At 67.7% G+C, this 17,212-nt stretch carries 15 protein-coding genes; 6 read left to right on the top strand and 9 right to left on the bottom strand.

Translation table 11 applies throughout. The features are described from left to right. On the top strand, window positions 1–284 hold a 284-nt coding region (locus tag AB0F17_RS51015), incomplete at its 5' end, for a hypothetical protein (protein WP_358039492.1). A gap of 593 nt (window positions 285–877) precedes the next feature. Next, complete coding sequence (locus AB0F17_RS51010; RefSeq protein ID WP_358039489.1) at window positions 878–2,362, top strand: serine/threonine-protein kinase; 1,485 nt, start codon at window positions 878–880, stop codon at window positions 2,360–2,362. Between the two features lie 3 nt (window positions 2,363–2,365). On the opposite strand, the gene AB0F17_RS51005 is transcribed toward AB0F17_RS51010, so the two are convergent. From AB0F17_RS51005 to AB0F17_RS50995, 3 genes are all read right to left on the bottom strand, one after another. Continuing rightward, a complete protein-coding gene (locus AB0F17_RS51005; protein WP_358039486.1) occupies window positions 2,366–4,375 on the bottom strand; it encodes a GxGYxYP domain-containing protein in 2,010 nt (669 codons plus the stop codon). 164 nt (window positions 4,376–4,539) lie between these two features. Then, on the bottom strand, window positions 4,540–5,253 hold the full coding sequence (locus AB0F17_RS51000) for an SDR family oxidoreductase (RefSeq protein ID WP_358039484.1): 714 nt from the start codon (window positions 5,251–5,253) through the stop codon (window positions 4,540–4,542). Window positions 5,254–5,346: 93 nt separating this feature from the next. Next, the gene (locus tag AB0F17_RS50995) at window positions 5,347–5,712 is read right to left on the bottom strand and encodes an SgcJ/EcaC family oxidoreductase (RefSeq protein ID WP_358039481.1); all 366 of its coding nucleotides are present in this window, start codon (window positions 5,710–5,712) and stop codon (window positions 5,347–5,349) included. An 82-nt stretch (window positions 5,713–5,794) separates the two neighbouring features. Between AB0F17_RS50995 and AB0F17_RS50990 the strand changes: the two genes are divergently transcribed. Beyond that, window positions 5,795–6,421, top strand: a complete 627-nt coding sequence (locus tag AB0F17_RS50990; RefSeq protein ID WP_358039478.1) for a TetR/AcrR family transcriptional regulator — start codon at window positions 5,795–5,797, stop codon at window positions 6,419–6,421. Between the two features lie 57 nt (window positions 6,422–6,478). Here the strand turns inward: AB0F17_RS50990 and AB0F17_RS50985 are convergent, their stop codons facing one another. From AB0F17_RS50985 to AB0F17_RS50965, 5 genes are all read right to left on the bottom strand, one after another. Then, the gene (locus tag AB0F17_RS50985) at window positions 6,479–8,503 is read right to left on the bottom strand and encodes a S8 family serine peptidase (RefSeq protein ID WP_358039475.1); all 2,025 of its coding nucleotides are present in this window, start codon (window positions 8,501–8,503) and stop codon (window positions 6,479–6,481) included. A gap of 515 nt (window positions 8,504–9,018) precedes the next feature. Further along, entirely contained in the window at window positions 9,019–10,173 is a 1,155-nt protein-coding gene (locus AB0F17_RS50980) for a glycerophosphodiester phosphodiesterase (protein WP_358039472.1), read from the bottom strand. Window positions 10,174–10,354: 181 nt separating this feature from the next. Further along, window positions 10,355–10,780, bottom strand: coding sequence for a PIN domain-containing protein (locus AB0F17_RS50975; protein ID WP_358039469.1), 426 nt, complete (start codon window positions 10,778–10,780; stop codon window positions 10,355–10,357). Next, on the bottom strand, window positions 10,777–11,043 hold the full coding sequence (locus AB0F17_RS50970; protein WP_358039466.1) for a CopG family transcriptional regulator: 267 nt from the start codon (window positions 11,041–11,043) through the stop codon (window positions 10,777–10,779). The genes AB0F17_RS50975 and AB0F17_RS50970 overlap by 4 nt, the downstream gene beginning before the upstream one ends. 94 nt (window positions 11,044–11,137) lie before the next feature. Next, window positions 11,138–13,690, bottom strand: a complete 2,553-nt coding sequence (locus AB0F17_RS50965; RefSeq protein WP_358039463.1) for a polysaccharide lyase family 8 super-sandwich domain-containing protein — start codon at window positions 13,688–13,690, stop codon at window positions 11,138–11,140. Between the two features lie 203 nt (window positions 13,691–13,893). Here AB0F17_RS50965 and AB0F17_RS50960 point away from each other — a divergent pair, with 203 nt between their 5' ends. The 3 genes from AB0F17_RS50960 (at window position 13,894) to AB0F17_RS50950 (ending at window position 15,837) form a co-directional block, all read left to right on the top strand. Continuing rightward, entirely contained in the window at window positions 13,894–14,076 is a 183-nt protein-coding gene (locus AB0F17_RS50960) for a hypothetical protein (protein ID WP_358039460.1), read from the top strand. Between the two features lie 198 nt (window positions 14,077–14,274). Continuing rightward, the gene (locus tag AB0F17_RS50955; protein WP_358039457.1) at window positions 14,275–15,051 is read left to right on the top strand and encodes an SDR family oxidoreductase; all 777 of its coding nucleotides are present in this window, start codon (window positions 14,275–14,277) and stop codon (window positions 15,049–15,051) included. Window positions 15,052–15,150: 99 nt separating this feature from the next. After that, window positions 15,151–15,837, top strand: a complete 687-nt coding sequence (locus AB0F17_RS50950) for an expansin EXLX1 family cellulose-binding protein (protein ID WP_358039454.1) — start codon at window positions 15,151–15,153, stop codon at window positions 15,835–15,837. A 72-nt stretch (window positions 15,838–15,909) separates the two neighbouring features. Here the strand turns inward: AB0F17_RS50950 and AB0F17_RS50945 are convergent, their stop codons facing one another. After that, complete coding sequence (locus tag AB0F17_RS50945) at window positions 15,910–17,130, bottom strand: cytochrome P450 (RefSeq protein WP_358039451.1); 1,221 nt, start codon at window positions 17,128–17,130, stop codon at window positions 15,910–15,912. Window positions 17,131–17,212: the final 82 nt, after the last annotated feature.

The following is a 17,212-nucleotide window of genomic DNA, read 5'->3' as shown; positions in this document are numbered from 1 at the left end:
CGGCCTTCGGCGACTCCTCCCGAAAAGCCCGGAACGCCACCAGCGACGTCCAAGAAATCCCAATCGTCCCGAACTATTTCGCTGAGATCACCTCATTGGGTAAAGGATTGGCGATTGGTGAAACTCATGCGTCCGCCCCTGCGACCAGGGGTTATGCCGAGTTTTCGACCTGTCTTGATACCTGCCCCCGCAAGATCGCCATACTGGCGGTGTCAAGTCTGACCGTGGCGGGGCTCATCGCCCTCCACCACCATGCGGACGGCCCCTTCCTTGAACTCGCGTGAGAACTGCCTGCGACGCCTCGTCACGTACCTACCTCTTCCAGACTTCTGTCAGCTTATGTAGCCGACTGTCCGGAATCTGTTGGGCACCTTAGCTGGACAGTGATCCGAACGGCTGGCGGTCACCGCTTCGCACTGGTCGACGGCCCCAGGCAGGACGACACCCAGAACGCAGAAACCGCTGGCTGTGGCGGTAGATGTCCCACTCAGGGATGGGGCCGGTGGGCACCCTCGAAACGGCCCAGCGCCTCCGCGGTCCGTCCGTCCTCCGTGCTCAGGTCCGCCTCGTGACCGCTACTCGCCACGGAGACCCGGATGCATGCCGCGATGCCCGGTGATCCTGCTGTCTGCCGACCAGGCGACCAAGCAGACGAACCCGTAGAATGCCGACCTTCAGGCCGCCCAGCGGGCGTTTGCCGCACGCGCGTCTAAATGCCCTGTGGCCGATGACCATGTGCACCGGCCGCAGGTGGGTGGCCGATCGGATCCGTGAGTTGCTGACATGAGAACGACGAGAAAGCTGAGGAGGAGCAGATGAAGGTGGAGATGCGATTAGCCCACGAACAGACGATGCTGATCACCGGCCACGACGCGACGTGACCGTCATCGCGAACCGCTACCGCCTGCTGTCGCCTCTGGGCCAGGGCGGTATGGGGACTGTCTGGCGGGCCGTTGACGAGCTACTGCGGCAAGAGGTCGCCGTCAAGGAGGTACGTCTGCCGCCGGAGCTCGATCAGGCTGCCCGCGCGGAGCTGACCGAGCGCACCCTGCGCGAGGCCCGGGCCGCGGCGCGGCTGCGTTCCCATCCGTCGATCGTCACCGTCCTCGACGTCGTCATGGACGGCGGGCGGCCATGGATCGTGATGGAGCTGATCAACGGCCGCTCGCTCGACCAGATCGTCCGCCAGGACGGGCCGACCTCCCCCAGCCGGACCGCATGGGTGGGGCAGCACGTGCTCGACGCCCTGACGGCCGCGCACTCCATGGGCGTACTGCATCGTGACGTCAAGCCCGGCAACGTGCTCATCACCCAGGACGGGCGGGTTCTGCTCACCGACTTCGGGATCGCTACCGTCGCCGGGGACGCGGCGCTGACTCAGACCGGCCTGCTCAACGGCTCTCCCGGCTACATCGCTCCTGAGCGGCTGCGCGGCGAAGCCGACGGCCCGTCGGCCGACCTGTGGTCGCTCGGGGCCACCCTGTACACGGTGGTGGAGGGCGGCCCGGCCTTCTCCGGCATGAACGCGGCCGCGGTGATGGCGGCCGTGCTGCTCCACGAGCCCGCGCCCGCCCGCCTGGCGGGTCCGCTCGCGCCCGTCCTGGCCGCGCTGCTGGAGAAGGATCCGAACCGGCGCTGCACTGCCGAGCAGGCAGCCGTCTGGCTGCGGGACGTCGCCCGGGGCGATGTGCCCGAGTCCGTGCCGACGGTCCCGCGGGAGCAGGGACGGGGGCGGGCGCGCGCCGCGAGGAGGCGCCGGGTCGCCCTGGTGGGGGGCTCGGCCGCTGCGGCGCTCTGCGTGGCGGCGGGGCTGGTGATCTGGATGAACATGCGCGGCGTGCCCCAAGATCCCGGCAAGGAGACGCTGCCAGCGACCGGCTCCACCTCCTCCGCCCCTTCGCCCGCGGCCGTGAAACTGTTCCGCACACAGCCCAAGACCTGCCAGTTGCTGAGCAACACGCAGGCACGCACGTTACTCAGCGGTACGGTAACGCGCCCGCTCCTCTCCACCATGCGCTGCCAATGGTCGAGCCCCGACGGCGCGAGCATCACGCTCACCACGTTTCGCGCCCCCACGGTCAAGGGCTGCAAGGCGAACTTCGAGGGCACGGTGACCACGATGAAGGACGAGAAGATGCGCTATCCGAAGACCAAGTTCCGGTCCTCTCGAACGGGCGGGTACCGCACGTTCTCCTACGCGCGCAACGCTCCTGATATACGCCCGGGGTTCCACCGTTCCGGGACGGTGTTCTGCCTGACGAACATCTCGGTTTCCGTGGACTACTGGGGTCCGCAGGCCGGATACGTCGCCGTGGACCGCACTGCCGCGTACGCCGTCAAGGCGTTGGAGGCCAAGCGCTGAGCGTTACGTGAAGTCGTCGTTCAGCAGCTTGAAGAAGGTGTCGCCACGGACGATCTCAAAGGGGTTCGTGAGCAGGGCGCCGAGCTCGGCGACGTCGGACGGGGTCCAGTTCCAGGCGTTGATCGCGCCGGCGATGAACAGCGGCGACTTCCCGTCCCAGCCCTCGATGTGCTTCAGCAGCGTGTCGCGATACTCCGGGGCTTTTCCCTGGGGAGAGAAATTGCCGATCAGCGGGATACCGGCCGGGCGGGTCCGCAGGTCGCCGCTTTCCCAGGATTGGATGATGCCGCGCAGCGGGGTGTTCTTTCGGTACGAGCCGACGATGCGCTCGTCGAACGCCACCCAGCCGGTGTTCTCCGGGTTGCGGTAGTTGTAGGCGTAGACCAGGTCCATGCCGGTGTCGCGCAGGAAGCGTCCGCTGAGTTCGGTGTAGGCGTCCAGGTCCTTCGCGGGCCATGAGCCCGGGTAGGTGTAGCCCGCGCCGGAGGGGCCCGAGATCAGCAGGTCGTTGGCGGTGGCCGTGCGCTGGTAGTACGCCAGGAGCGCGGGGCCGATGTCGGCCAGCAGGGGGCTGACGGTCCAATTCACCGGCACGCCGCCGCGGTTCGGGTCGTCCCAGAGTTCTCGCATTCTGCGCTGGCAGTACTGGATGTTGTCGCCCTCGCCGAAAGTGAGGGTGAGGTGGACGCGGTTGCGTAGGGTGGCGGCCGGTCTCTGGCGTACGCGATTGGAGACCTTCGCGGGGACGCCCGCGTGCACGGTGGCGTTCATGTAATAGTCGGCGGGCACCACTTCGACGGCGTGCTGCGAGGCGCGGTCCACGCCGCCCCATTCGCCCGCCACGTCGTTGGAGAACCAGCCCGCATAAGGGGTGGTGGGCTTCACCTTGCTGAAGATCTCGTCGAGTAATTCGCCTGTCTCGCCCGATGGTGGCAGCCAGAACACCATCGCGCGCATCGCCGCCGCGTAGTCGCGGAAATACGGGAAGGGCTCCACTCGCGTGGGCGCGGTGGTGGTGGCGGTGACCAGGTATTGGTTCCACAGGTCGACCTCGACCAGGAGTTGCTGGGTCCCGGCCGGCACGGTGAATCGGTAGATGAAATAGCCGCCACCGTCGGAGAAACGGTTGGCGTCTCCGCCGATGGAGGAGTTGAGGCCGTCGAACAGGTAGGGGGCCTCGGCGTCCGTACCCGGGATGAAGGAGACGATGTCCTTGCCGTCGGTCTTCACCTTCACCGAGCCGACCGAGGCGCCCCAGCCGTCGTCGCCGAGGGAATCCTGGAAACGCAGGTAGACGCCGTCCTGGCCGGAAAGCTCCTGGCTCAGGTCGAAGGTGCGTACCGCCCTGTTGGAGGAGTCACGGACGCGCTCGCTCTCGCGGGCGATCTCCCGCCACTGAACGCCGTCCACCCGCACCGTCCTGGTCGGCGGGAGTCCGGTGAGCAGCGCGTGCGTGCAGCGGGGGAAGAGGGTGTCGAGCTGCCACCGGTACGTCCCCAGAACGTCGTCGGCTTTGAACCGGCCGCGCAGGTCGGTGATGATTCTGAAGCCGTACTGGCTCGCCTGCTCGGCGGTGGCGGCGACGGCGTTCTCCAGCCCGGCCAGCGTGGTGGCGACGTTCACGGAGTCGGGCACCGCGGGATCGTGCACGATCGCGCCGCGCACCTCGTTCTTGTAGCGGGCGACGAGGTCGAGCGGCCGGCCGTGACGTGTGACGGTGGCGCCCGTGCTGGACAGCCAGCGGAGGTCGTAGCCTGCGCTGTCGTAGTTGAAGTAGAGGCGCGGCTGCCGCCGGTTGACGATTCCCTGGAGGGTGGTCAGCAGAAGCTGGTCGTTTCCATGCAGCGCGCCGACGTCGGCGACGTCGAGCCGGGTGGGGCGGCCGAAATTCGGCAGGAGGGGGGCGGCACCGGTATGGGTGGTGGCGGTGGCGGGGTCGGAGAGTGTGATTCCGAGGCCGCCGGCCGCGAGGACCACGCCATTCGCCCAGAGGAAACTACGTCGTGACACCATCAGCGATCGCTGCTCCTTGCTGGAGGGACCGGGACTGACATCGTTGTCATCTGCAGCGAACCTAACCGCCTGACGAAATGTTGTCCATGGTGTAAATGCGCCTATAGAGGCCCGGCGCACGTCGCGCTGAACAGGGGTACGTGACGCGTCCGGGCCTGCGACTGTCAGTGGCCGGCGCTCATACCGCCGTCGACGTGAAGGATCTCGCCGGTGACGAACGGGGCGTTCTCGAGGTAGACCACCGCGTCGACGATGTCGCTCACCTCGCCCATCCGCCCGACCGGGTGCAAGCCGGCGAGGACCTGATGGGTCTCGTCGGGGTGCATCGGGGTCTTGATGGTGCCCGGCGAGACGGCGTTGACGCGGACGCCGCGGGTCGCGTATTCGATGGCGAGGCCCTTGGTGACGGACTGCAGGCCACCCTTCGTCAGCGAGGCCAGCGTGGCGGGGACTCTGGAGTCGGCGTTGTCGACCAGGCTGGTGGTGATGTTGACGACATGGCCGCCGCCCTGAGCGAGCATGTGCGGGATGGCCAGCTGGGTGATGCGGAAGAACCCGGTCAGGTTCACACCGATCACGGTGGCGTAGTCGTCGGCGGTGTACTCGGTGAAGGGCTTGGCGACGAAGATCCCGGCGTTGTTGATCAAGGTGTCGACACGGCCGAAGCGCTCGATGGCGGCGGCGATGACGCGCTCGGCGGTGGCGGGGTCGGCGATGTCGCCCTGGACGGTTACGACGTCGGCGTCGTTGGCGGGGGCGATCGTGCGCGAGGTGGCGACCACGCCATAGCCGAGCTTGCGGTAGGCGGCGACGAAGCCGGCACCGAGGCCCTGCGACGCACCGGTGATGACTGCGACCTTCTGAGTCTGGTTGCTCATGATGACCTTCTTGGTGTTTGCGATGAACTACTAGCCGACCGGTCGTCTATTAACGTAGACGACCGGTCGACAATCGTCAAAGTGAGATGGGGATCAGTGCTCCGTGATGACCTTGGACACGTGGTACTGGCGGATCCGCCACGTGTCCTGATCGCGCCGGAGGACCAGGGAAAGGTGCACCGACGCTTCCCAGCCCTTCGGGCCACCGAAGGTGACATCCGCGAATCCGCCGGCCGCCTCCTCGCCGATGGTGTACGTGCTCAGGACGGTGACCTCGGCGGTGCGATCATCCGGCACCGCCTCGTAGTAGGCGCGCACCGCGTCGCGGCCGGTGACGACCTTGGGACCGAAGCCCTGGAAGAGGGCATCGGGAGTGAACAGGTCGGCCATCGCGTCCACCTGGTGGCCGTCGAAAGCGGCCTTCCAGCGGTTCAGGATCTCGCGCATCGGATCGGTCATGGTGCCTGCCTCCGTGATGGGTGGTCGATGCTCATAGTCGACCGGTCTAGTAAAAGTAGACGACCGGTCGTACACTGGCAACATGGGACGAACCAGTGATGCCAAGGAGAGGATCCTCAGCGCCGCGCAGACACTCATCGAGCTGCGTGGCTACTCGGCATTAGGGGTGGCCGAGATCTGCAAGGCGGCGGGTGTGCCGAAGGGCAGCTTCTACTACTTCTTCGACTCCAAGGAAGAGCTCGCCCTGGCCGTCATCGACGAGCATTGGGCCGGCCAGCGCAGCGGCTGGAACCGTATCCTGGGCAACGATGACCCGCCCCTCCAGCGGCTACGGCAACTGTTCGAGGCCACCGAAGCCGACCAGCGCGCCGGACAGCAGAGCTGCGGCACCGTCTCGGGCTGCCTCTTCGGGAACCTGACCCTGGAGATGAGCAACCAGACGGAAGCCCTCCGCGAACGCCTGCAGCAGATCTTCGAGGCGCAGGTCGGCATGGTGGAAAAGGTCATCACCGAAGCCCGGGAACGCGGCGAGGTCACCGCCGCCGACACCCACGAGGCCGCGCGATCCGTCGTCGCCCAGCTTGAAGGCCAAGTGCTCTTCGCCAAGCTCTACAACAACACACAACGCCTCGACGCCCTGTGGACGAACTGCCTGGCCCTTCTCGGCGCCACCGCCGCCGGCCGAGCACAGGAAGCACCGGTGCGGTGAACAGCCGGATGGGCCATCCTCGACGGCGCGCAGTCGAGGATGGCACGGACCAGCGGCTCAGAACTTGATCCACCAGCCCTCTATGTAACCTGTGTCGCCTGCGGTGACGTCCTCGACGCGTAGCGTCCACGTCCCGTTCGCCGGTGAGGAACTCCCGTTCACCGGATAGGTCTCCTGGATCACGTCGCCGTTGTCTTTGGAGTTCGGTGCGCGTAGGGGATAGACCGTGCCGTTCGGGCTGATCAGGTCGAGTTTCAGATCGCCCACCCAGGTGTGCTGGATCTCCGCGTAGACCGTCACCTTCGCGTGGGCGTTACCCGGGAACCAGCCCGTCACCGTGATGGGCGACTGAACGACGCCTTTGTCAGGGATATCGCGAGCGTCCCAGTTCTCGAAGAAGGGGAAGTCCATCGACCAGCCATCGATGACACCGGAATCGGGTGTCCAGGCGTCCGTGGCACGGAGCTTCCAGGTCCCGTTCGCCGTCGCCACGGAACTCGCGTCCACCTGGTACGTCTCCTCGATGTAATCGCTGCTGTCCTCGGACGGTTGCCTCAGCGAGAACACCTTTCCGTCCGGGCTGATCAGATCGAGTTTCAGATCACCCGCCCAGGGATGCCGGATATTGACGTACACGTTCACGTCCGCCGGCGCTTTGCCGAGCAGGCCGCTCACATCTATCGGCGAGTCCACGCTGCCGGGATCGGGGATGGCGTGGTCGTCGAAGTTGGCGAAGTACCTCGGCCAGACGGCATCCGCCGATGTCGGGGTGGGCGTCGGGGTCGGGGTGGGCGTGGGCTGGGTGAGGGCCGCGCTGTCCAGTCGAAGCCGCGGAGTGGTGGCGCTCGCATAGGCGATGGCCTTGCCCGTGGTCTTCATCGCCGATTCGAGCTGGCCGATGCTCGACTGGGGGAAGGCCTGGCGGAGTACGGCCAGCGCACCGGTCACGTGCGGAGCGGCCATCGAGGTGCCGCTCAGCGGAGCCCACTTGCCGCCGGGCACCGAGGAGATGATCGACGTCCCGGGGGCGAACAGGTCCAGCAGGGGGCCGCGGTTGCTGAAGGCGGACACCTCATCCTGGTCGGTGGTGCTGCCCACCGCGATGGCCGAGGACACGCAGGCGGGCGCGCTCACCGCGTCGCCGTAGCCGTTGTTCCCGGACGCCACCACCGTGGCCACCCCGGCCGCCAGGAGACCGTCGATGGCCGGCTTGCGGGGATCCGTGTCACATGCCGCGGTGTACCGGCCCGCGCCCAGGCTCAGATTGGCGGCCACCACAGGGGTACCGGACTCCCGCAGCTCCAGGACCTTCTCCAGGCCCGCGAGCTGGGCACTGGTGAAGCTCAGCACACACGGCGCCTCGCCCACACCGCAGAAGTCCTCTGACGTGAACTTGCTGAACACCTGAATGGCGATCAGGCCGGCTCCAGGTGCGACACCGGCCGGCGGCGCCCCGGTCACGCCCTTGCCGTTGCCGATCGCGATCCCGGCCACATGCGTACCGTGATCACAATCCAGGGCCACGTCCGCGCACGGTCCCTGCTCGGAGTCGGCTGCCCCGGATCCCTCCTGCTGAGCGGTGCCGTTGGGGCACAGGCTGGTGGCGGAGTAGTCGGCGTCGATGGGCGAGAAGCAGGCCTCGCTGATCACCCGGCCGCTGAGGAAGGGGTGGCTACGGGCGACGCCGGTGTCCAGTACGGCCACCGCGCTGCCCGCGCCGGTCAGGCCCGCGGCCCGGGTCTTGTCTCCGCCGATCAGCGGGACGCTCTCGGCCAGCACGGGGGGTACCGGCCGGTCCTCCGAGACGCTCACCACGTTCGGCAGCTTGGCCAGCCGCTCCAACGCCGCCTGGTCGACGCGCAAGGTGACCATGGGGAACCGGGACAACGTCTGCAGCGCCTGACCGGCGCTCGCCGCGGCCGGTAGATCCGTCCGGGTCTTGGTGACCACGTTGACCCTGATCTTGCCGCCGGCGGCGGCGAGGCGCGTGCTTAACTCGGGCTCTATCGACGGGGTCGCCGACGTGGTCTGCTCGTCCGGATTGACCGACGCGCCATTGGCCGGGGTACTCGCGATTGCCATGGCCGCTAAGGCCGTGATGACACAGGATATGACCCATTTTTTCACGACAATTCCACCTAACGCGACATGACGGTGGTGGCGGATGCTATCGGGGAGAACAGCGGGAGCAACACCGCCGCAATGGCGACGGCGGGCGCTAATCGGCGCAACCAGGGCTCCTTGGTGGGTCGGTGAGTTGATCACCTGGACAGTAGATGATCAAAAACTTTTCAACAAGGGCCTGGACAAACATTTGGGGCGGTGCTCAAATCGCGTATGGGGCTGTTCCCTTCGTACATGATGTCAGTGGGAGTTGACGTCAATGTCAGCGTTAAAGCGTTCCATTTCGCGGAGCGTTTCCCGATACCGGGCGGCCGCATTGATGGCAATTCCCAGAAAGCGGGGAAACCGGCCAAACGCCGCGCCGCCCGTATGGGCCTGGCCGAAAACCGATGCCCGGTCCAACGAGACCGATGCCCGGTCCAACGAGAAAGGGGGCCGCCTCTGTGCCGAGGCGGCCCCCTTGTCTACTCCGTCTACTGCTGACCCTCTTCAGGCAGGCCGTTGTCGAACTGCTTCGGCTGCACCTGCTTGTGCGGCTGGCCCCGCTCGGCCTTGGCCAGGGCGGCGGTGTCGGGATAGTCGGCGACGAAGGCGTCCACGCCCTGGTCCAGATGCGCGCGGTACTCCGCCAGCGCGTCACCGTGGTCAGTCGGGATCTGACCGCGGCGAAGCTGCAGGGGCAGGTACTGGTTCTCGCTGCGGAAGGTGTACACGCCGATCTTCAGCCCCGCCTTGTGCGCGTCGGACACCAGCGTCGTCGGGGTGCCCGAGCTGCCGTCCGGGTTGACCGGGATCACCGATGACTTGTCCGGCCCGATCCACCGCGCGTACTGCGCGATCTTCGCCAGCCCTTCGGGCTTCATCATGTCCGCGTAGGTCGTGGGGTCTCCGGCCGCTGTCAGGTCGTACGGCTGGCCGGTGGTGCCCAGGGCCTGCCACAGCGGCACGCGCAGGTCCTTGGCCACCCGCTTCAGGCTGGACGGCTCGAACGACTGCACCACTACCGCGCTGTTCGGCCGGTTAAGCCCGTTGCGCTTGACGGTCTCGATCAGCGGCTCCTCCAGCGGCAGCCCGATCGACCTGAAGTAGGTCGGGTGCTTGGTCTCGGGGAAGACGCCGACCTGCTTGCCGTACTGGCGCGAGAGCCGCTTGGCCAGGTCGAGCACCTCCTGGAAGGTGAGCACCTGGTAGTAGCCGTTGTACACGGTGTTGCGCTGGCGGATCGCGGGCAGTCGCTCGACCGCGCGCAGCGTCTTCAGTTCGGCCAGCGTGAAGTCCTCGGTGAACCACCCGGTCACGTTGCGCCCGTCGACGACCTTGGTGGTCTTGCGTGCGGCGAACTCGGGGCGCAGCGACACATCGGTGGTGCCGGAGATCTCGTTCTCGTGCCTGACGACCAGCACGTGGTCCTTGGTCGGCACCAGGTCGGGCTCGATCCAGTCGGCGCCCATGGCCACGGCCAACTCGTAGCCGCCCTGCGTGTGCTCGGGGCGGTGACCCGCCGCGCCGCGGTGGCCGATGATGACCACCTGGGACCGGTCAGGTGCGGCTTCGGCCGCAGCCGGAGCCGCACTGGCTCCGGCCAGGGGGATGAGGATGGCGAGGGTGGTGGCTGCGATCTTTCGCACGTTGAGACTCCCGGCGGTGTCCGCACCGGAGACTTTCACCGGTGATCACCGCGGGCATTATGGTAAGGACCGAAATCCGCCTACGGACCAATAACGGCGAAATTTCCGGTGACAAGCACGATCCACTCACGGCGGACGTACAGAGCCTCCGTGAGGCCGCGCAGCAGGATTGCCTGGAAGGTCATACCTTCTTGACGACGATCGCGTCCGGGAGCAGCTTTTCCAGATCGTCCACGTCCGAGGTGAACACGGTGACCTGTCCCTTCTGCTGTCGTGCGATGACGGCGAGCACCGCGTCGATCGCGTGCTTGTGACCGTGCAGTTTGGCATCGGCCAGGAGCCGGCGGGCCCGACGGGCCTGATCCTTCCCGATGTCGGCGACATTGAGCCTGGACAGCACCCAGTCCCAGCGCTGCTCGGTAATCCGGCCGTCGAACGCCTCGACCACCGTCATCGGAGACGTCACCACCTCCGCCTGACCCCGAGCCGCCAGATCAAGCCACGCCATCATCTTCCGGTCGCCCCGCACGGCCAAGGACAAGGCCTCGCAGTCGAGCACGAAGATCCGCAGCGGCATCTGCCCGTGCTCACCGCTTCCCTTTCTCACGCGTCGCGCTTTCCGCCGGCGCGGCGACGCTCGTGCTCGGCGTCGAGATCTTCCAGTTCCTCGATCGCTGCCGCGCGCTCCTCGCCGGTGACCGGGCCGTACTCTTCTCCCAGCCAGGTCACCAGCTCCAGCAACCGGTCCCGGTCACGCTTGAAACGCAACGCCTCGGCGACGTACGCCGACAGGCCCCGATCGGCCGCATCCGCGCGGATCTCCTCAAGAAGCTCCTCGGGGATCGTCACCGTTACCTTCTTGGTCGCCATACAACAGACCATACTTCAGGTATCGATCTCCTTACCATCACTGTGTCGAAGGCCCGCGTGATCGCCCTGGCCGTCTTCGTGGCGTGGGGCCGGTTCAGCGCAGGGTGGCGGTGAAGGTGCGGCCGTGGGTGTGCCGGGTTGTCGCCTGGATCAGGGTGCCGCCCGGTACGCGCCGTACCGTCACTCCCTCGTCGGCCGTGTCGAGTCTGAGGGGTGCGCCGAGGAGGACGACGGAGACGCGGTCGCGTTTCATCGTGGGGTCGGACAGGGCGACGACCGTGCGCTTGCCGAACCGCACGATGACCGAGGCGGGGCCGTCGATGAGCAGGCGTTCGGCGTGGCGCGGGCCGTCGGAGAAGACGTTGGCGGCGACGATCCCGAGAGTCTTGTGCTTGATCGCTTGTACGTGCCGGTCGTTGGCCAGGACGGTCAGCCGGCCGTTCGCGTAGCCGCGCAGGCGGGTCTCGGTCGCGTTCGGGACCAGGGCGTAGGCGAGGGCGGGGACGGCGCCGGTGGTGGGGTGGGCGATGGAGGCGGTGAAGACGTTCTTGGTCACGCTGGTGTCGGGATTGGACGTGCGCACGACTCTGCGGCTGCGGGTCACCGTCTCCAGTCCGACCGCGACGGGCTGCTTGGTGAGGAAGGCGTAGCCGACCGCGGTACGGCGGGTGTCGTTGGCGTAGCGGAGCCAGCGCGGGGGCGTGGTGTCGCCCGTCTGCCAGGCTCTGCCGTTCCAGCCTTCACCGGTGAGTACGACCGCGTCGCCGGGGGCGGCGATGCGGCTGTCCACGGTGGTCACCGCATCGCGGCCGCCCTCACCCGAGACGCCCGCGGCCAGCACCACGATCTCGTCGTCGAGCATGAACCAGGACTTGGTCGCGCGGGCGTTCTGGTAGGCGACGAAGTCGTCGGGCAGGATGCCCGCCTGTTTGGCGGTGTAGGCGGCGTCGTCGGACTGGACCATGCCGGCCGCGCCGTACGCGCCGAGCGTCGCGCCGCCGGAGAAGGAGTTCCCGGCGCGGGGAAAGTACACGTAGGTGTTCTGGGACTCCGAGGAGGAGGTGAAGTTCAGCGGGTGACCCGGGTTCTCGTACCAGAGCCGGCCGTACAGCTCGGGCACCGTCCGCCGTTCCTGCACCGGCGCGGTGATCCCGGCCAGCCGGTACGGCGAGACGGCCGTGTAGTAGTCGACGCCGAAGACCTCGCGCTGGTCCTCGCCCGCGAGGTAGAGGTAGTACGCGCCGTCGCCCTGGAACCAGGGCATGAGGTTCTCGCCGCTCATGTACTCGTACTTGCTGATCCGGTCGGAGCTGCGCGCCAGGGCGAAGGCGTAGCCGGGGCGCCGGTGGACGGTTCTGTCCATGGCGTTGAACGCCACGCAGCGCTCGGGCGCGTTCAGGTCGGCGGCCGGGATGGCGGAGTCGGCGCGGATGGCCGCGTACCGGGCGACACTGACCGGGGAGACGAAGGCGGCCGTGTCGGCGGCCGGCAGGAACTTGACGTACTTCTTCAGGGCGAGCGCGCCCGCGCCCTCGACGTGGTCGGCCAGGTCGGCGATGGCCTCCACGACCACCCCGACGTCGGCGTAGCCGGTGGTGGTGCGCGAGGCCGCCCGCCCCTTGACGATCTCCATCATCCACCCCTCGAAGATCAGCGGGGCGAAGCCGTCGGCGACCCAGCGGTACACCACGCCGGCCAGGTCGTCGGAGGTGCCACCGCTCGTCGCGCCCTCGAGCATCTTGAGGGTCTGGACGACGCGGGTGAGCAGGGCCTTCCCGTACGAGCCCGTGTAGGCGACCGAGTCGTGCTGGATGAAGGAGCCGTCGCGGTAGTAGCCGTCGGTGACCCCGTGCTGGAGGTTGTAGGGGTCGATCGTGGCGAAGACGGTGGCCTGGTCGGAGATGGCCTTGCCGACGCGGGCGTCGTCGCCGGTGAGCGCGCCCTGCAGGATCCGGTTGCCGGTGATGTCGGCCAGGTTCGCGCCGGTGTGGAAGCGCGAGTCGAGGTCGACGTCGCCGTTCTTGCCGTTGCGCAGGTAGGCGTCCATCGAGGCGATGTAGGTCGCCGTCAGGTCGGGCCGTTCCTCGCGCAACCGTTCGGCCAGCAGGGCCAGCGTCCTGCTCACCTGGGTGGAGATGCCGATCTCCCAGTTGAACCAGTTGCCGTAGTAGCCGGCCGACTGGTCGCCGTAGTAGCGCTCGTGCAACCACAGCAGACCGTCGGCGACCCGCCGCTGGACGGCGGCGTCACCGTCGAGCGCGCCGCCTGGTGTGCGGGTCGCGAGCGCGATCTCGTACAGGTACTGGAAGGCCAGTCGCAGGTTGGCGTCGTCGGTGCCGAGCCGCAGGCCGGAGAACAGCTCGCCGGCGCCCGCCTGGTCCATGGCGGCCAGCCGCTGCTTGGCGGTCCGGAGGATCGCCGCGAGATTGCCGGCGACCTCGGGCCGGGCGTTGATGTCCGGAGTGCCGGCGAAGATCGCCACGGTGTTGGCGAGCAGCCGCGCGTGATCGACCCCTGCCGCGGCACGCGAGGGGGAGGCTACGGCGAGCAGACCGGCGGCGGGGAGCAGGGAGAGGACCTGGCGGCGAGACATATGCGGCAAGGCGGACTCCAGGCCGTTGGAGGATATGCCGGGCTCACAGTACATGATCCATTCTGTCGGTCAAGGTCGGAATTATGCGGCACGCGGACTTTGCAGTGCTTTGCTTCTTGCCGAGAGACCCCGCGGACCACCCCCGCTAGAGTGAGAAATGTTCGATGCGCCGTTCTGGCGCTTCCCGGGGAGCCCAAGTCGACGCTCCGTCAGCCCAGAATCATCTGGACGCTCATCACCTCACGGAGTGATCTCTGATGTTCGAACGCCTTCTTGTTGCCGCCGCCGTGGTGGCATCCGCAATCATCGGCTCGACCGCACTCACCACGCTGGCCGCGAGCGCGGCCGACACGCCGAGCACGACCATCGCCGCCCAGGCTGCCGCCACAATGACGGAGCCTCCCATCCCTGATGAGGACGACGAGGACAGAGCGCGTTGACCCAGGCGACCGCTGCGGTGGACGACCCGTCGGCCGGCAGCGGGATCGCGTTCAAGCAGAATCGCGGCCGCCCCGTGGTGCAAGTCATCGCGGGGTGAGCCGTCCGCGTTGTGGATGGCGTGGCGCAGCCCAGGCGCGGCACGCGGTAAAGGCAACCGAATCGGCGGCGACTGAGCAAACGCTTGGTAGTGTTATGGCGTGCTGCTGGATGGCAAGGTCGCGGTCGTCACCGGGGCGGGCCCCGGGCTGGGTCGGACGCTGGCGGGGCTGCTGGGCGAGGAGGGCGCCAGGGTCGTCGTGGCCGCCCGCACCGCGGCGACCGTGGAGAAGACCGCCGCCGAGGTGCCGGGCGCGCTGGCCGTACCCGCCGACGTGACCAGGATCGACGACGTACGGCGGCTGGCCGGCACCGTGATCGAGCGGTTCGGCCGAGTGGACGTGCTGGTCAACGCCGCCTTTCCCGGATCGCACCGCAGGAACGTGCTCGACATGTCGGTCGACGACCTGGAGACCTGGCGCGGGGCCGTCGAGACAGGGGGCTACGGCACGCTGCTGGCCTGCAGGTTCATCGCGCCGCACATGGTGGCCCAGGGCTCCGGCTCGATCGTCAACATCACCTCCATGTCGTCCCGCACGGGTTACGCGGGGCGCAGTGACTACGCCGCGGGCAAGGCCGCCGCGCACCTGCTGTCGCACTGCCTCGCCGACGAGCTCGGGCCGTACGGGGTGCGGGTGAACTGTGTCGCGCCCGGCTGGATCGCCAGCGAGGTGCTGGACGAGTGGATGCGTACCCGGGCGGCGGCGGAAGGCGTGACGTTCGAGGAGATCCTCGCCCGTGACGTCTCGGAGATGGCGCTGCGCCGCATCGCCACGGAGGAGGACGTGGCCCGCGCCGTCGTCTACCTCGCCTCCGACCACGCCAAGGCCGTCACCGGCGCCACCATCGACGTCAATGGCGGCCAGCTGTTCACGTGACAGGTCCAGATCATCACATCCGGATATCTAGTGCTTTACCGTACCGTGATGCACTGATTTCGCTACTGTCGCATCCGTCCCGTACGAGAGGAACCCCGGATGCGACTTTTACCCTCCGTTCTCGCTACCGCGCTCGCCGCGACCTCGCTTCTCCCATCCCCCGCCCTGGCACAAGGAGAGACCACGGCCGCGAAGGCGATCAAGGGGCAGGCGACCTTGTACGAGCTCCAGTCGGGGGGCGGCAACTGCTCGTATCCGTCATCTCCCGCCGGCAACCTCTATGTCGCCCTCTCCCCCGGCGAGTACGCCGCCGCGGCCGCCTGCGGCGGCTACCTGGACGTCACCGGACCGAAGGGCACCGTCCGGGTCAAGGTCGTCGACCAGTGCCCGGAGTGCCAGGCGGGGCACATCGACCTGAGCCGTACGGCCTTCGCCCGCGTCGCGGACCCCGGCAAGGGCCTGGTAGGGGTCACGTACCGCCCGGTCTCCAACCCGCGCGTCGGCAGCCCACTGTCCTTCCGCGTCAAGGAGGGGTCGTCGCAGTGGTGGCTGGCCCTGCTGGTCATCGACCACGGCAACCCGCTCACGTCGGTCGAGGTGAAGGGCGCCGGCGGCGCGTGGCGCAAGCTGGCCCGGGCCGACTACAACTACTGGATCGCCGAGTCCGGCGTGGGCCAGGGCCCCTTCACCGTGCGGGTCACCGACAACCGCAGCCACCAGGTCACGGCCAAGGGCATCCGCCTGACCCCCGCCGCCGTCCAGCGCACCACCACAAAGATGTACTGACACGGGAGACCCGGCACCCGGAAACCGGTCTGGCCCGGCAACCATCGGCTGCCCGGGCCAGACGTGGGCGCGTCAGGGCGTGGCGATGCCGAGGTTGACCGGCAAGGTCAGCGGGCCGATCGTGAAGAACGACGGGGAGTACGGGATGTCGTCGGGGTCGATCGCGAGGCTGAGCCCCGGAAACCGCCGGTACAGCGAGTCGAGCGCCAGGCGGCCCTCCATCCGGGCCAGCGGCGCCCCGATGCAGAACCGCGGGCCGTGACCGAAGCCGAGGTGCCCGGTCTGCTCGCGGGTGATGTCGAACTGGTCGGCGCTCGCGCCATGCTCCGCCGGGTCGACGCCGGTCGCCTGGTAGACCACACCCACGGCGTTGCCTTGGGGGATGTGCACCCCGGCGATGGTCACGTCCTCCGCCGTGAAACGGAAGCTGGTCATCATCACAGAGTGGCGGTAGCGCACGGTCTCCTCGACCACGTCGGCCCACCGGTCCCCGGCCTTGGCGAGCTCGAGCTGGCCGGGGTTCTGGGCCAGCGCCACGATGGCGTACCCGAGCAGGTGGACGGTGGTCTCGTGGCCGGCGACGAGCATGATCCACAGGACGCCGACCAGTTCGTCGGTGGTGAGCTGGTCACCCTCGTCGCGGGCCTGAACCAGGCCGGTGGTGAGGTCGTCGGCCGGTTCGCGCTGCTTGCGCTCCACAAGTGCGTGCAGGAAGGCCTGAAGGTCGTTCTGCGTCGCGAACGCCACCTCCGGCGGAGTGGTGTGCGCCAGCAGCGTGGCGGTCCACTTCCGCAGCCGGAGCCGGTCCTCGGCGGGCACGCCGAACAGCTCGCAGATCACCCACATCGGCAGCGCCTCGGTGAAGGTGGGAACCAGGTCGACGCCGTCACCGGCGGCCGCCACCTCATCCAGTAAGTCGTCGACCATCTGCTGCATCCGCGGCTCCATGGCCTGCACCCGGGCGGGCGTGAACGCCTTGCTGATCAGAGCGCGCAGCCGCCTGTGGTCGCCACCGTCCATGGTGGCCAGGTGGCCGCCCTGAATGATGGCGCGTAGCGGCCAGTCCTCGGGAATCGAGCCGTCGTGCAGCGCGGGCCAGTGCTGGGGATCCCTGAGGAAGGTCTTGTTGTCCCCGGCGAGGATCTCCCGTACCGCCTTGTGGGTCAGGGCCAGGTAGGCGGGCACACCCCCTGGGAACTCCACCTCGACCACGGGAGCGATCTCCCGGAACCGGATGCAGGTGTCGAGCGGGTTTTCGTCCATGACCGGGAAGGAGGGGAGGCTCGTCGTCATTTGACCCCTTTAGTGAAGAACTCGGTAAATGATCAGTAACCACATCACATAGCGGTTGGGGTCTGCAAACAACAGATATCAG

Source organism: Nonomuraea sp. NPDC026600 (assembly GCF_040638335.1).
Classification (GTDB): Bacteria; Actinomycetota; Actinomycetes; order Streptosporangiales; family Streptosporangiaceae; genus Nonomuraea.
Note: the sequence above shows the minus strand (reverse complement) of the source record. Positions and strands in the feature narration are given on the sequence as shown.